General features: G+C 63.6%; 10 protein-coding genes. 5 read left to right on the top strand and 5 right to left on the bottom strand.

Annotated features, from left to right (window positions below; translation table 11 throughout):
- The first annotated feature begins 86 nt into the window (after positions 1-86).
- The 5 genes from glnT to LRS56_14715 all read left to right on the top strand — a co-directional run bounded on the left by glnT (position 87) and on the right by LRS56_14715 (position 5,902).
- Positions 87-1,421 carry a type III glutamate--ammonia ligase gene (gene glnT / locus LRS56_14735; GenBank protein WDU65584.1) on the top strand — a complete coding sequence of 445 codons (1,335 nt, stop codon included), beginning with the start codon at positions 87-89 and terminating at the stop codon, positions 1,419-1,421.
- A 22-nt stretch (positions 1,422-1,443) separates the two neighbouring features.
- Entirely contained in the window at positions 1,444-2,352 is a 909-nt protein-coding gene (locus tag LRS56_14730) for a glutamine amidotransferase family protein (GenBank protein WDU65583.1), read from the top strand.
- A gap of 11 nt (positions 2,353-2,363) precedes the next feature.
- On the top strand, positions 2,364-3,038 hold the full coding sequence (locus LRS56_14725; GenBank protein ID WDU65582.1) for a protein glxC: 675 nt from the start codon (positions 2,364-2,366) through the stop codon (positions 3,036-3,038).
- 15 nt (positions 3,039-3,053) lie between these two features.
- Positions 3,054-4,382: an FMN-binding glutamate synthase family protein gene (locus tag LRS56_14720; GenBank protein ID WDU65581.1), complete on the top strand. Its 1,329-nt coding sequence runs from the start codon at positions 3,054-3,056 to the stop codon at positions 4,380-4,382.
- A gap of 194 nt (positions 4,383-4,576) precedes the next feature.
- A complete protein-coding gene (locus LRS56_14715) occupies positions 4,577-5,902 on the top strand; it encodes an ammonium transporter (protein WDU65580.1) in 1,326 nt (441 codons plus the stop codon).
- Positions 5,903-6,039: 137 nt separating this feature from the next.
- Here LRS56_14715 and folD read toward each other — a convergent pair whose 3' ends face one another.
- Genes folD through purU form a run of 5 tightly spaced genes read right to left on the bottom strand, consistent with a single transcriptional unit; the run spans position 6,040 to position 13,298 of the window.
- Complete coding sequence (folD, locus tag LRS56_14710; protein ID WDU65579.1) at positions 6,040-6,945, bottom strand: bifunctional methylenetetrahydrofolate dehydrogenase/methenyltetrahydrofolate cyclohydrolase FolD; 906 nt, start codon at positions 6,943-6,945, stop codon at positions 6,040-6,042.
- A 60-nt stretch (positions 6,946-7,005) separates the two neighbouring features.
- Positions 7,006-8,685, bottom strand: a complete 1,680-nt coding sequence (locus LRS56_14705; GenBank protein ID WDU65578.1) for an APC family permease — start codon at positions 8,683-8,685, stop codon at positions 7,006-7,008.
- Between the two features lie 46 nt (positions 8,686-8,731).
- Positions 8,732-11,041 (bottom strand): DUF1989 domain-containing protein, encoded by a 2,310-nt coding sequence (locus tag LRS56_14700; protein ID WDU65752.1) that lies wholly within the window; start codon positions 11,039-11,041, stop codon positions 8,732-8,734.
- A 2-nt stretch (positions 11,042-11,043) separates the two neighbouring features.
- Entirely contained in the window at positions 11,044-12,411 is a 1,368-nt protein-coding gene (locus LRS56_14695) for an NAD(P)/FAD-dependent oxidoreductase (protein WDU65577.1), read from the bottom strand.
- A 20-nt stretch (positions 12,412-12,431) separates the two neighbouring features.
- Positions 12,432-13,298, bottom strand: coding sequence for a formyltetrahydrofolate deformylase (purU, locus tag LRS56_14690; protein ID WDU65576.1), 867 nt, complete (start codon positions 13,296-13,298; stop codon positions 12,432-12,434).
- Between the last annotated feature and the right edge of the window lie 18 nt (positions 13,299-13,316).

Below are 13,316 nucleotides of genomic sequence, written 5' to 3'. Positions count from 1 at the left end.
GCAAGGAAACTAACTTTCTTTTTAGGAATAAAAAGACAGCCTAGGCCCACCCACACGGTTTTGCCTTTCGCGAGGAGTGACACGCAATGTTGCCAGCAGAAACCCAGCGCATCATCGACAAGCACGGGATCAAGTACGTGCTTGCGCAGTTTGTGGATATACACGGTGCGGCCAAGACCAAGTCGGTGCCGATCTGTGGGCTGAAAACAGTGGCCGAAGAGGGCGCGGGGTTTGCCGGGTTTGCCATCAGCGGCATGGGCATGGAACCCCACGGGCCGGACTTCATGGCGCGCGGCGACCTGGCCACGCTGACCCCGGTGCCCTGGCAGCCGGGTTACGGGCGGGTGGTGTGCGTCGGCCATGTCGACGGCAAGCCCCATCCCTACGACAGCCGCTATGTGCTGCAGCAGCAGGTGCAGCGCCTGCAAGACAAGGGCTGGACGCTGAACACCGGGCTGGAACCCGAGTTCAACCTGATGCGCCGCGACGAGCAGGGCAAGCTGCAGTTGGTGGACCCCAGCGATAACCTCGACAAACCCTGCTACGACTACAAGGGCCTGTCGCGCTCGCGGGTGTTTCTGGAACGCCTGACCGAAGCCTTGCAGGCGGTGGATTTCGAGGTCTATCAAATCGACCACGAAGACGCCAACGGCCAATTCGAAATCAACTACACCTACAGCGACGCCCTGACCTCGGCCGACCGTTTCACCTTCTTTCGCATGGCCGCCGGCGAGATCGCCAATGACCTGGGCATGATCTGCTCCTTCATGCCCAAGCCCGACCCGAAACGCGCTGGCAACGGCATGCACTTTCACCTGTCGATCAGCAGCGCCGAGAACAAGAACCTGTTCCATGACGCCAGCGACCCGAGCGGCATGGGCCTGTCGACACTGGCTTATCACTTCGCTGCCGGGTTGCTCGCCCATGGCCCGGCGCTGTGCGCGTTCGCCGCGCCCACCGTCAACTCCTACAAGCGCCTGGTGGTGGGCAACTCGTTGTCCGGCGCCACCTGGGCCCCGGCCTTTATCGCGTTTGGTGCCAACAACCGCTCGGCGATGGTGCGCGTGCCCTACGGTCGTCTGGAATTCCGCCTGCCGGATGCCGGCTGCAACCCTTACCTGGTCAGCGCCGCGATCATCGCGGCGGGCCTGGACGGCATCGACCGCCAGCTGGAAATCGACCACGTCTGCAACGAAAACCTCTACAGCCTGAGCCTTGAGCAGATCGCCGAGCGCGGCATCAAGACCCTACCGCAATCCCTCAAGGAAGCCTGCGACGCGCTGGAAGCCGACCCGCTGTTCTCCGAGGTGCTGGGCCCGCAGATCGTCGGCGAGTTCATCAAGCTCAAGCGCATGGAGTGGGTGGAGTACAGCCGCCATGTGAGCGACTGGGAAATCCAGCGCTATACCGAATTTTTCTGACACCGTGTGACGGAGACTTGATATGTGTGGAATCGTAGGTCTTTACCTGAAAAATCCCCGACTGGAACCTCAGCTCGGCAAGCTGTTTGAACCCATGCTGCAAGCCATGACCGACCGTGGCCCGGACAGCGCGGGCTTCGCCATCTACGGCGATGAAGTCGCCGATGGCTGGGTCAAATTGACCCTGCAAGCCACCACCGAAGCCTTCGACTGGAAAGGCCTGATGGGCGAACTGGAAGGGCGCCTGGGCTGTTCGCTGGACTGGTTCCAGAACGCCAGCGCCGCGGTGTTGAAGATCCACGCCGACGAAGCCCCGGTGCGCCTGGCCCTGGCAGAGCTGGCGCCGAGCGTGCGCATCATGAGCGCAGGGCAGAGCATCGAGATCCTCAAGGGCATGGGCTTGCCCCAGGAAATTTCCCAGCGCTTCGGCCTGGCAAGCATGCAGGGCAGCCATATTATCGGCCACACCCGCATGGCCACCGAAAGCGCGGTGACCATGGAAGGCAGCCACCCGTTTTCCACCGGCGCCGACCTGTGCCTGGTGCACAACGGCTCGCTCTCCAACCACTTCCGTCTGCGCCAGGAACTCAAGCGCGAAGGCATTCATTTTGAAACCGACAACGACACCGAAGTCGCTGCCGGCTACCTGACTTGGCGCTTGCAACAGGGCGACTCGCTCAAAGAGGCGCTGGATCATTCCCTGGAAGACCTCGACGGCTTCTTCACCTTCGCCATCGGTACGCGCAACGGGTTTGCGGTGATCCGCGATCCGATTGCCTGCAAGCCGGCAATCCTGGCAGAGACCGACGACTACGTGGCCATGGCCTCCGAGTACCAGGCGTTGTCGAGCCTGCCGGGCATCGAGCATGCGCGGATCTGGGAGCCGGCACCGGCCACTTTGTACATCTGGGAACGCGAGTCGGCAGCTTAAGGAGCGCACACATGAAAACCATCGATCTTTCCACCGCCACTGTGCGTGACCTCAACCAGGCACTTCACGCGCAGGCTATCGACAGCGAGTGGCGCGTCACCCATTCCAACGGCAAGCACAACCTCGCCGTGGGCGTGAACCAGCCGGTGTCCATCGATATCGAGGGCCACGCCGGCTACTACTGCGCGGGCATGAACCAACAGGCGTCGATCACCGTGCACGGCAATGTCGGCGTGGGCTGCGCCGAGAACATGATGTCTGGCTCGGTGCGGGTCAAAGGCAGCGCGTCCCAGGCGGCCGGGGCCACGGCCCATGGCGGCCTGCTGGTAATTGAAGGCGACGCGGGTGCGCGTTGCGGGATTTCCATGAAGGGCATCGACATCGTGGTCGGCGGCAGCATCGGCCATATGAGCTGCTTCATGGGCCAGGCCGGGCGCCTGGTGGTGTGCGGCGATGCTGGCGATGCGCTGGGAGATTCGCTGTACGAAACGCATATCTACGTCAAAGGCACGGTCGAGTCGCTGGGCTCCGATTGCGTCGAAAAAGAGATGCGCAGCGAGCACCTGCAAGAGCTGCAAGAGCTGCTCGATCGTGCCGGTTTCGCCCATCAGGCGGCGGACTTCAAGCGCTACGGTTCGGCCCGCCAGCTGTACAACTTCAAAGTCGATAACGCCTCCGCGTACTGATCCAGGAGCTATGCCATGACAGAACAAACCCCTCCGGTACTGCGCGAGTCGGCCACCTTCGATCGCCTGACCATCCAGGAAATCCAGCGCGCCGCCGAAACCGGCATCTATGACATTCGTGGCGGCGGCACCAAGCGCAAGTTGCCGCATTTCGATGACTTACTGCTGCTGGGCGCCAGCGTGTCGCGCTACCCCCTGGAAGGCTATCGCGAGAAATGCGGCACCGATGTGATCCTCGGCAACCGCTTCGCCAAAAAACCGATCCACCTGAAGATTCCGGTGACCATCGCCGGCATGAGTTTCGGTGCGTTGTCGGCCAACGCCAAGGAAGCCCTGGGCCGTGGCGCGACCATCGCCGGCACCAGCACCACCACCGGTGACGGCGGCATGACCCCGGAAGAGCGCGGCCAGTCGCAGCACCTGGTGTATCAATACCTGCCATCGCGCTACGGCATGAACCCCGACGACCTGCGCAAGGCCGACGCCATCGAGATCGTGCTCGGCCAGGGCGCCAAGCCTGGCGGTGGCGGCATGCTGCTGGGCATGAAAGTCACCGAGCGGGTGGCCGGCATGCGCACCCTGCCGATCGGCGTGGACCAGCGCAGCGCCTGCCGCCATCCGGACTGGACCGGCCCGGATGACCTGGCGATCAAGATTGCCGAGCTGCGCGAGATCACCGATTGGGAGAAGCCGATCTACGTGAAAATCGGTGCCAGCCGGCCGTATTACGACGTGAAGCTGGCGGTCAAGGCCGGGGCCGATGTGATTGTGCTCGACGGCATGCAAGGCGGCACGGCGGCCACCCAGGAAGTGTTTATCGAGCACGTCGGCATTCCGATTTTGTCGGCTATCCCGCAAGCGGTACAGGCTTTGCAAGAGATGGGCATGCATCGCAAGGTCCAGTTGATTGTGTCGGGCGGGATTCGCAATGGCGCCGATGTGGCCAAGGCGATGGCGATGGGCGCGGATGCGGTCGCCATCGGTACGGCGGCGCTGATTGCCCTGGGCGATAACCACCCACGGCTGGACGCGGAACTGAAAAAGGTCGGCTCGGCCGCCGGCTTCTATGACGACTGGCAGAACGGTCGTGACCCGGCCGGCATCACCACCCAGGACCCGGAGCTGTCCAAGCGCCTCGACCCGGTGGAAGGCGGGCGCCGCTTGGCCAACTACCTGCGGGTGATGGTCCTGGAGGCGCAGACCATGGCCCGTGCGTGCGGCAAGTCGCACCTGCACAACCTCGACCCCGAGGACCTGGTGGCGCTGACGGTGGAGTCGGCCGCCATGGCCCGGGTGCCGCTGGCGGGAACCAGTTGGGTGCCGGGTTCGGGTAGCGGTTACTGAGACTGGATGAAAACCTGTGGCGAGGGAGCTTGCTCCCGTTCGAGTGCGCAGCGCTCGCAATGTTTTTGGGGCCGCTTTGCAGCCCAGCGCGAGCAAGCTCGCTCGCCACAGATCAACGGGCCCACCAAGAGGCTCACCTAATAACAATTGCTCACTGCCAGACACATCCCCTTTCTTTCGCAGGAGCTTTGAACATGGTCAATCGTCTTCTCGGCAAATCCCTCTTCGGCTTGTTGGCGGCCGGTGCCTTTGCACCTTTGGCACATGCCGCCGATGCGCCTACCTTGAACACCGGCAGCACCGCCTGGATGGTCACCGCCGCCGTGCTGGTGCTGTTCATGTGTTTGCCGGGGCTCGCGTTGTTCTACGGCGGCCTGGTGCGCGCGAAAAACATGCTTTCACTGTTCACCCAGTGCTTCGGTATCGCCGGTCTGGTGGGCGTGTTGTGGGTGATTTACGGCTACAGCATGGTGGTCGACACCACTGGCATGGTCGAAGGGCAGGTGACGTTCAACAGTTTTGTCGGTGGCTTGAGCCGCGCCTTTCTGGCGGGCATGACCCCCGAGAGCCTGGTGGGGGATATTCCGGAAGGGGTGTTCGTGACCTTCCAGATGACCTTCGCGATCATCACCCCGGCGCTGATCGCCGGGGCCTTTGCCGAGCGCATGAAGTTCTCGGCGGCGCTGCTGTTCATGGCCCTCTGGTTCACCCTGGTGTATGCCCCGGTGGCGCATATGGTGTGGGGCGGTTCGGGGGCCTTGATGCATAACTGGGGCGTGCTCGATTTTGCCGGCGGCACCGCCGTGCATATCAATGCCGGTGTGGCGGCGCTCGCTGCGTGCTTGATTCTCGGCAAGCGCAAGGGCTACCAGAACACGCCGATGCCCGCGCATAACCTGAGCCTGACCATGGCCGGCGCGGCCATGCTGTGGGTGGGCTGGTTCGGCTTCAATATCGGCTCCGGTGGCGGGCTCAGCGGGCTGTCCGGCATCGTCATGCTCAATACCCAACTGGGCGCGTGTGCCGGGATTCTCGGCTGGATGTTCACCGAGTGGTTCAAGGTCGGCAAACCGAGCGCTTTGGGCCTGGCCAGCGGCGCGTTGGCCGGTCTGGTGGGGATTACCCCGGCGTGTGCCTATGTCGGTGTCGGCGGTGCGTTGGCCATCGGCTTGCTGTGCGGGGTGTTCTGCTACCTGAGCGTGACCGTATTGAAGCGCCGCTTCGGCTACGACGACAGCCTCGACGTATTCGGCCTGCACGGCATCGGCGGCATGATTGGCGCGGTGCTGACCGGCGTGTTCTGCGTGCCATCCATGGGCGGCCTGGTGGAAGGCGTGACCATGGGGGCCCAGGTGGTGGCCCAGATCAAGGGCGTGCTGCTGACCACGGTGTACTGCTTCGTGATCAGCTGGATCATTCTCAAGGTGGTGAATGCCCTGGTCGGCTTGCGCGCCCATGAGTCGGTGGAAGAGATGGGGTTGGACCTGGCCGAGCATAATGAGCGGGCCTACAACCACTGAGCATCCCCTGAGTAAACGCAGCTCAAAAATGTGGGAGCGGGCTTGCTCGCGAATGCAGTGGGTCAGCCAATGCATAGGCTGACTGAAACACCGCATTCGCGAGCAAGCCCGCTCCCACATGGGTTTTGTGTTGTGGCTCAGACTGCCGCCAGCTCCCGGGGCAGGGTGTTGCGCTGCAACTGGCTGGCAATCAGGGTGTTCTTGAGCAAGTAAGCAATCGTCATCGGCCCCACGCCCCCCGGCACCGGCGTAATCGCGCTGGCCACGGTGCGTGCGCTTGCATAGTCCACATCCCCCACCAGCCGCGTGCCGGTCTCGGTACTGATGCGGTTGATCCCCACATCAATCACCACCGCACCGGGCTTGAGCCAGCTCGCATCGATCAACTGCGGCCGGCCTACGGCCGCGACGACGATATCAGCCAGGCGGCACAGCGCCGGGGCATCGACGCTGCGCGAGTGCACCACGCTGACCGAGCAATTGGCCTGCAACAGCAAAGTCGCCATCGGTTTACCGACAATATTCGAACGGCCGATGACCACCGCGTGCAAGCCGCTCAAGTCGCCGCAGGTTTCATGCAGCAGGCGCATACAGCCGCTGGGCGTGCAGGGCGTGAGTACTTCAATGCCTTGCACCAGGCCGCCGACGTTTTCGCGATGGAAACCGTCCACGTCCTTGATCGGGTCAATGGCGTGGATCACCGCCGCCTCGTCGATATGCGCCGGCAACGGCAACTGCACCAGAATGCCGTTGACCGACGCATCGTCGTTCAACTGAGCCAGCAGCGCCAGCACTTGGGCCTGGCTGGCGTCATCCGGCAGCCGGTATTCTAGGGAGCGGATCCCGACTTCCTTGGCCCGCAGCAGTTTGTTGCGCACGTAGACGTGGCTGGCCGGGTCATCGCCCACCAACAACACCGCCAGCGCCGGGTAGATCTGCCGGCCGGCGAGCAACAGAACCTCTTCGCGAACCTCGTCGAGCACCTGGGCAGCGATGGCCTTGCCGTCGATATCGCGGGCAAGCGTGGGGAGGGAGCTGGTCAAAAGCGTCACCATTGTCTGGGGGAGTAAAGGCGCTGAGGGAGCACTCCCTCAGCGATGAGGTCAGGCTACCAGTTGATGGCAGGCATACACCACCACAACGCCGGCAACCAGCGTGGCATACGGCAGCCATCCGGCGCGGCGTTGGCCGTCATCGGCCTGGATATACAGGTCGCTGAGCATGGCGGCGGGGAAGCGGCCGTTGTCCTGCACATAGTGGCGGTAGCAGAACACCGGCAAAATCAGCAGGGCCAGCAGCAAACCGGTGACCAGCGTGCCCGCGCCCCAGATATCCGCGCCCAGGCCCATGCACGCCAGGTTGACGAAACTCAGCACGCCGCCGGCCGCCAGCAACACCGTGGGCGCCTTGTACGGGCGCACCCAGTCGGGGCGGTCGAGGCGGTGGATCCAGCCGGCATTGAGGTTGAGGAAGTTGAAGATGATGTAGCTCACGTTCGAGGCCGCCAGCACGAACACATAGTCCGACATCAGCAACAGCAGCAGGTTGAACGACAGGTCGGTCCACATCGCCGCCGTCGGCGCGCCATGTTCGTTGGTGCGCCCCAGGTACTTGGGCAGCCAACCGTCCACCGACGCCTGGTACAAGGTGCGCGACGAACCGGACATCGAGGTCATGATCGCCAGCAACGTGGCCAGCACCAGCATGATCAGCACGATATTGGCCACCACCTTGCCGCCGCCGATGCTGTCTGCCATCACCTGGCCAACGCCCATGCCGCTGTAGATCGCCGGCGAGAGCAGGCCGCTGTACACCGCCGGGGTGACGACGGCGCCGCTGGCGTCCAGCACCGCCGGAGTCACCAGTTGGCCCAGCCCCAGGCTGCCTTGAAACGCCAGCGGCACCAGGGTGAACACCAGAATGCACAGCAACCCTGCGTAGAAGATCGCCTTGAAGGTGTCGCGCTTGGGGTCCTTGAACTCGCGGGTGTAGCACACCGCCGTCTCAAAGCCGTAGGTGGACCACGCGGCCATGAACAGCCCGCCAGCCATCAGCGACCAGCCGGAAATATCCCACGGGCCATCGATCACTTGCCCGGCCGCGTCATGCGCCAGCGGGTACAGCGGCAGGAAGTTGGCCTGGGCCGCATCCCCGGTGAACAACGGCACCACGCCCACCAGCAGCAGCGGAATCAACGAAGTGACGCCGAGTACCAGGGTCAGGCGCGCCGACCGCAGGATGCCGCCATGCTGCACGGCAAACACCGTGAGCAGGATCAACAGGCCAATGCCGAAGGTCGCATTGATCCGCAACGACAGGCCGCTCTTGACCCAGCCCAGGTCCAGCAGGGTCAGTTGCCAGGTGTTGATCAGCGCGTCGGCGGGAAACAGCGCGGTGAGGATATACCCCGCCGCCAGCCCCGAACCGATCGACAGCACCGGCGACCAGGCCAGCCAGTTGCACCACACTGACACCGGCGCGATCAACTTGCTGTAACGCACCCACGCCACTGCGCCGTACACCGAGGCGCCGCCGGATTTGTGCGGGAACAGCCCGGCAATCTCGGCGTAGGTGAAGGCCTGGATAAACCCGAACAGGATCGACACGATCCACACGATCCACGCCGGTTTGCCCACCGTGGCGGCAATGGCGCCGATGGAGAACAGCACCAGCGCGGGCACGCCACTGGCGACCCAGAATGCCCCGCGCCAATCAATCTTGCGATGCAGGCTGCCCGCCGAGCTGGCGGCCTGCGGTACGGCCTCGAACGTAGTCGCTTCCATCTCTGTATTCCCATGTCTGAATAGCGGTTAAGTGGGGCAGTCAAAATCAGCCACGCACCCGGCTTTTATCCGGGTCGTAGAAAATCGCTGCGCTGACCGTGGCGCTGATGCGCTTCTGCAGGCCATCGACTTTGCCAATCTCCAGCAGCGTGCCCGGCTCGGCGCAACTCACGTCGACCCGGCACAGCGCGATATTGCTGGCCAGCAGCGGTGAGCGGCAGGCACTGGTGACCACGCCGACCTGGGCCCGGCCGTGGTACACCGGGTCGCCATGGTGCGCGGCCTCGTTACCGCTCACCTGCAGGCCGACCAGTTTGTGGCTGGGGTGGGCACTGCGCCGCAGCAGAGCATCGCGGCCGATAAAGTCATCGGACTTGCTCTTGAGCGGCACACTGAAGCCGATGCCGGCCTCAAACGGGTCGGTCTGGTCGCTGAACTCGTAGCCGGCAAAAATCAGCCCGGCTTCGATGCGCAGCAGGTCCAGGGCTTCCAGGCCCAGCGGCACCAGGCCCAAGGGTTGGCCGAGCTGCCAGATGCGGTCCCACACGCGTTCCGCGTCTTCGGGCTGGCACCACACCTCAAAGCCCAGCTCGCCGGTGTAGCCGGTGCGCGAAATCATCAATGGGCAGCCGTCGAAGCCGTCCAGCCGGCCGACCAGAAAGCGGAACCAGCCGAGGCTTTCCAGGCTGGGTTGGGTGGGCGGGGTCCAGACCATCTGCTTGAGCAGCTCGCGGCTCAGCGGCCCTTGCACGGCGAGGTTGTGAATGTGCTCGCTGGCGGACTTGACCCACACCTTCATGCCCAGTTTCTGCGCCTGTTCGCGCAACCAGACACCGGCGTAGTCTTCACCGCAGATCCAGCGGAAATTGTCCGGGCCCAGGCGCAACAGCGTGCCGTCATCGAGCATGCCGCCGTGGGCGTGACACATCGCCGAATAGACCACCTGGCCCACCGCCAGGCGCCGCACGTCGCGGGTCAGGCAGTACTGCAACAGGGCTTCGGCGTCCGGGCCGATGATCTCGAATTTGCGCAGGGCGGTCAGGTCCATCACCGCCACCCGCTCGCGGCAACCCAGGTATTCCTCGGTGGCGCCATAGCCGTCGTAGCGCAACGGCAGCCACCAGTTGCGGTAGTCGACAAAGCTGCCGGTGAGGGCGCTGGTGCGTGAGTGGAACGCGGACTCACGGGTAAGAATCGGGTCGGCATCGGCCGTGGTTCGAGTGCTCATGGCGATGGAAAAACGCTCCTTTTCGCTGTAAATGCGGACATGGATATCGGTCGGGTTCCAGCCATTGGCCGGGTCGATGTCATCCGGGCATGAGGTACTGCCACACAACAGATCGGTCATGGCCCGCAACAGCACGTAGTCGCCGGGCCGTGACCAGGGTTCGTCGAGGGTCATCTGCTGGTGCGCATCAATGCCGGTATTGAAGAAAAAATTGATCGCCGGCCAGCCGTTGCGGGCCTGCACCCCGTGCGGTGCAAGTACGCGACTGAGGTTGTCGCTGCAGTTGTCATGCCCGAAATAGCCATGGGTTTCGTAGTAACGCGCCGCGCAGGCCAGCGCGAACGAGTCGTGGCGCCCGACTGTGTCCTGCACCACCTCGAGCATCGGTTGCATCCGGCGGTCGAAAAACTTCGAGAACAACCCCGGTGCCGGGTAGGCGCTGCCGTTCAGCGTGCGGGTTACGGTCTGGTCCAGGTCCAGTTCCATGCCGCGATCCAGGGCGCGGCGGTCGAGGGCGACAAAGTCCGAGCATTGGCGCCCGGCCACATCCAGCACCTGCACGTATTGACCCTTGGCCACGGTGTAGCTGTGGGCTGTGCCGGCGCGCAGGGTGAATTCGTCCAGCACCTCGCTCAACGGCTCGGGCAGGGCCGGCACCCACAGGGGCGACGGGTTGGCGCGTGTCACCCACAGGTGCAATTCGCTCGGTCGGTACTGTTGGTCGACGGCGGTAGGCCCGGCGGGCGCCGCGACGAGCACCAGCAGCGCGTCGTGCGCAACAAACTGCCGGATGTGGCCGGGCGGGCTGTCGGCGTCCCACAGCGAGGCGGCCAGCGGCAGTGGCTGCAGCTGGATGCCGCGCCGGCTGAGGACCTGGCCGATCCGCCGGGGCACGTTGCACGCGATTGAACCCTGCAGCCCCCAGCTGGCCAGGGCGCTGCGGCCGTCGGCATCCAGGGCCAGCAGCTCGCAGGTCTGGCGGCCTTCGACGTCGATCACGTGCAGGCCGTCGCCGGGCTGCAACTCGACCAGGGTCACACCGCCTGCGGCCACACGGTAGCGTTCCAGGTTCGGCGCACGGGCAAACAGCCCGGGTTCTTGGGGCTTGGAAACACGCGGTGCATTCATCATCAGCCGACCGACTTGATGGGCGATGCGGGCTCGCCCAGGTACGCCGCCATGGAGTCATCCAGCGCTTGCAGCCACGGCGTGTGGTGCGGTGGCGATTGGGTGCCGGTCATCAACGAGCGATAGGACTTGTCGCGGTAGCCCATGATGTTTTCAGCCTTGTCGTGCTTCCAGTGCAGAAAGGTTTCATTGACTGCGGCGATGTCGAAATTCGGGTAGTCGGTGGCGTCCACCAGGTGCTGGATATAGGCGCCCTGGTACTCGAACATCTGTTGGTTGGTTTCCAGGCTCTGCTCACGGGCGTGCCATTGCTGGCTGTCGGCGACCATTGCGGCCGGGCCGGGCAGGGCGATGCGCCCCAGGATCACGTCACGGGCATACCAGGCCTGGGCATCGAACATGTTGAAGGAGTACCACTGGTCCTGCATGCCGAGGTAGATCAACCGGGGGTTGGGTTCCCAGAACACACCCTTGTAGAGGTTCATCGGCCACAGGCGGTTGTCGGTCTTCAGGCTCAGCTCATCGGGCAGGAACGGGAAGTGATGCTTGTAGCCGGTGCACAGGATCACCGCGTCGATGTGCTTGCTGCTGCCGTCCACAAAATACGCACGGTTGTTTTCCAGGCGTTTGAGCAGCGGCTTTTCTTCCCAGTTGTCCGGCCAGGCATAACCCATGGGCGCGCTGCGGTAGCAACTGGTGATGCTGCGTGCGCCGTATTTGTAGCATTGCGAGCCGATGTCCTCGGCTGAGTAGCTGCTGCCGACGATCAGCAGGTCCTTGTCCTTGAACTCCAGCGCCTCGCGAAAATCATGGGCATGCAGGATGCGCCCGGCGAACTGTTCGAAGCCTTCGAAGTACGGCACCTTGGGCGTGGAGAAGTGGCCGCAGGCGTTGATCACGTAGTCGAATTCTTCGCAGGTGAGGGTGTCGCTGTTGTAGTCGTGGGCCTGCAGGGTGAAGCGCTGGCTCTGTGGGTCAAAGGAGACCTGGCGCACCACATTGTTGAACCGGATGTAGTCGCGCACCCCGGCTTTTTCCACACGGCCCTTGATGTAGTCCCACAGCACCTCGCGGGGCGGATAAGAGCCGATGGGCCGGCCGAAGTGTTCTTCAAAGGTGTAGTCGGCGAACTCCAGGCATTCCTTGGGGCCGTTGGACCACAGGTAGCGGTACATGCTGCCGTGCACCGGTTCGCCGTTCTCGTCGAGGCCGGTGCGCCAGGTGTAATTCCACATACCGCCCCAGTCCTGCTGTTTTTCGAAGCACACCAGTTCGGGGATGGCGGCACCCTTGTCGCGGGCCGACTGGAAGGCGCGAAGTTGCGCCAGGCCGCACGGGCCGGCGCCGATGATTGCAACACGTAGAGTCATGAGCGTGCCTCCTGAAGGTTTCAGCGAAAGATCACTGTCTTGTCCTGGTTGATGAACACCCGGTGCTCCAGGTGGTACTTCAAGGCTTTGGAAAGGGCGACGGTTTCGGTGTCGCGGCCGATGGCGACCAGCGAGTCGGGCAGGTGGGTATGGTCGACGCGCTGGATTTCCTGCTCGATGATCGGGCCCTCATCGAGGTCGCTGGTGACGTAGTGGGCGGTGGCGCCAATCAGTTTTACGCCGCGGTCATACGCCTGGTGGTAGGGCTTGGCGCCCTTGAACCCTGGCAGGAACGAGTGATGGATATTGATCGCCCGCCCGGACAAGTGCTGGCACAGGCTGTCGGACAGAATCTGCATGTAGCGCGCCAGCACCACCAGGTCGGTCTGGGTGTCTTCGATGATGCGCATCAGCTCGGCTTCCTGGCTGGCCTTGCTGTCTTTGGTGATCGGCAAGTAGATAAAGCGAATGCCCTCGCGCTCGGCCATCGCTCGCAGGTCCAGGTGGTTGGAAACCACGGCGGTGATGTGCATGTCCATCTCGCCCTTGCGGTGGCGGTAGAGCAGGTCGGTGAGGCAGTGGTCGAACTTGCTGACCATCAGCAGCACGCGGGTCGGCTTGCGTGAACTGAACAGTTGCCACTGCATGTCGAAGCCGCCGGCGAGGTCGCCCAGGCCCTCGCGCAGGGCGCCGATATCACCGTTCACGCCGGTGTTGAAACGGAACACGGCGCGCATGAAAAACTGCCCGGTGAACTCGTCGTCGAACTGCGCCAGCTCGCTGATGTAGCACTGCTGGTGTGCCAGGCAGGCGCTGATCGCCGCGACAATCCCGGACGCCGCCGGGCAGGTGATCTTGAGAATGTAATGTTCGCTGGAGGCGTCCATCGAAGGCTCCTGAATAAA

This window comes from Pseudomonas poae, assembly GCA_028869255.1.
Lineage (GTDB): Bacteria > Pseudomonadota > Gammaproteobacteria > Pseudomonadales > Pseudomonadaceae > Aquipseudomonas > Aquipseudomonas poae_C.
The sequence above is the reverse complement of the archived record's forward strand: the minus strand, read 5'-3'. Positions and strand labels throughout refer to the sequence as shown.

Excerpts from the sequence above, each read along its gene's own strand:
- LRS56_14705 (WDU65578.1), bottom strand. The coding sequence starts at position 8,685 with ATGGAAGCGACTACGTTCGAGGCCGTACCGCAGGCCGCCAGCTCGGCG.
- LRS56_14700 (WDU65752.1), bottom strand. The coding sequence starts at position 11,041 with ATGAATGCACCGCGTGTTTCCAAGCCCCAAGAACCCGGGCTGTTTGCC.
- LRS56_14695 (WDU65577.1), bottom strand. The coding sequence starts at position 12,411 with ATGACTCTACGTGTTGCAATCATCGGCGCCGGCCCGTGCGGCCTGGCG.
- LRS56_14730 (WDU65583.1), top strand. The coding sequence starts at position 1,444 with ATGTGTGGAATCGTAGGTCTTTACCTGAAAAATCCCCGACTGGAACCT.
- LRS56_14715 (WDU65580.1), top strand. The coding sequence starts at position 4,577 with ATGGTCAATCGTCTTCTCGGCAAATCCCTCTTCGGCTTGTTGGCGGCC.
- LRS56_14725 (WDU65582.1), top strand. The coding sequence starts at position 2,364 with ATGAAAACCATCGATCTTTCCACCGCCACTGTGCGTGACCTCAACCAG.
- LRS56_14720 (WDU65581.1), top strand. The coding sequence starts at position 3,054 with ATGACAGAACAAACCCCTCCGGTACTGCGCGAGTCGGCCACCTTCGAT.
- glnT (WDU65584.1), top strand. The coding sequence starts at position 87 with ATGTTGCCAGCAGAAACCCAGCGCATCATCGACAAGCACGGGATCAAG.
- purU (WDU65576.1), bottom strand. The coding sequence starts at position 13,298 with ATGGACGCCTCCAGCGAACATTACATTCTCAAGATCACCTGCCCGGCG.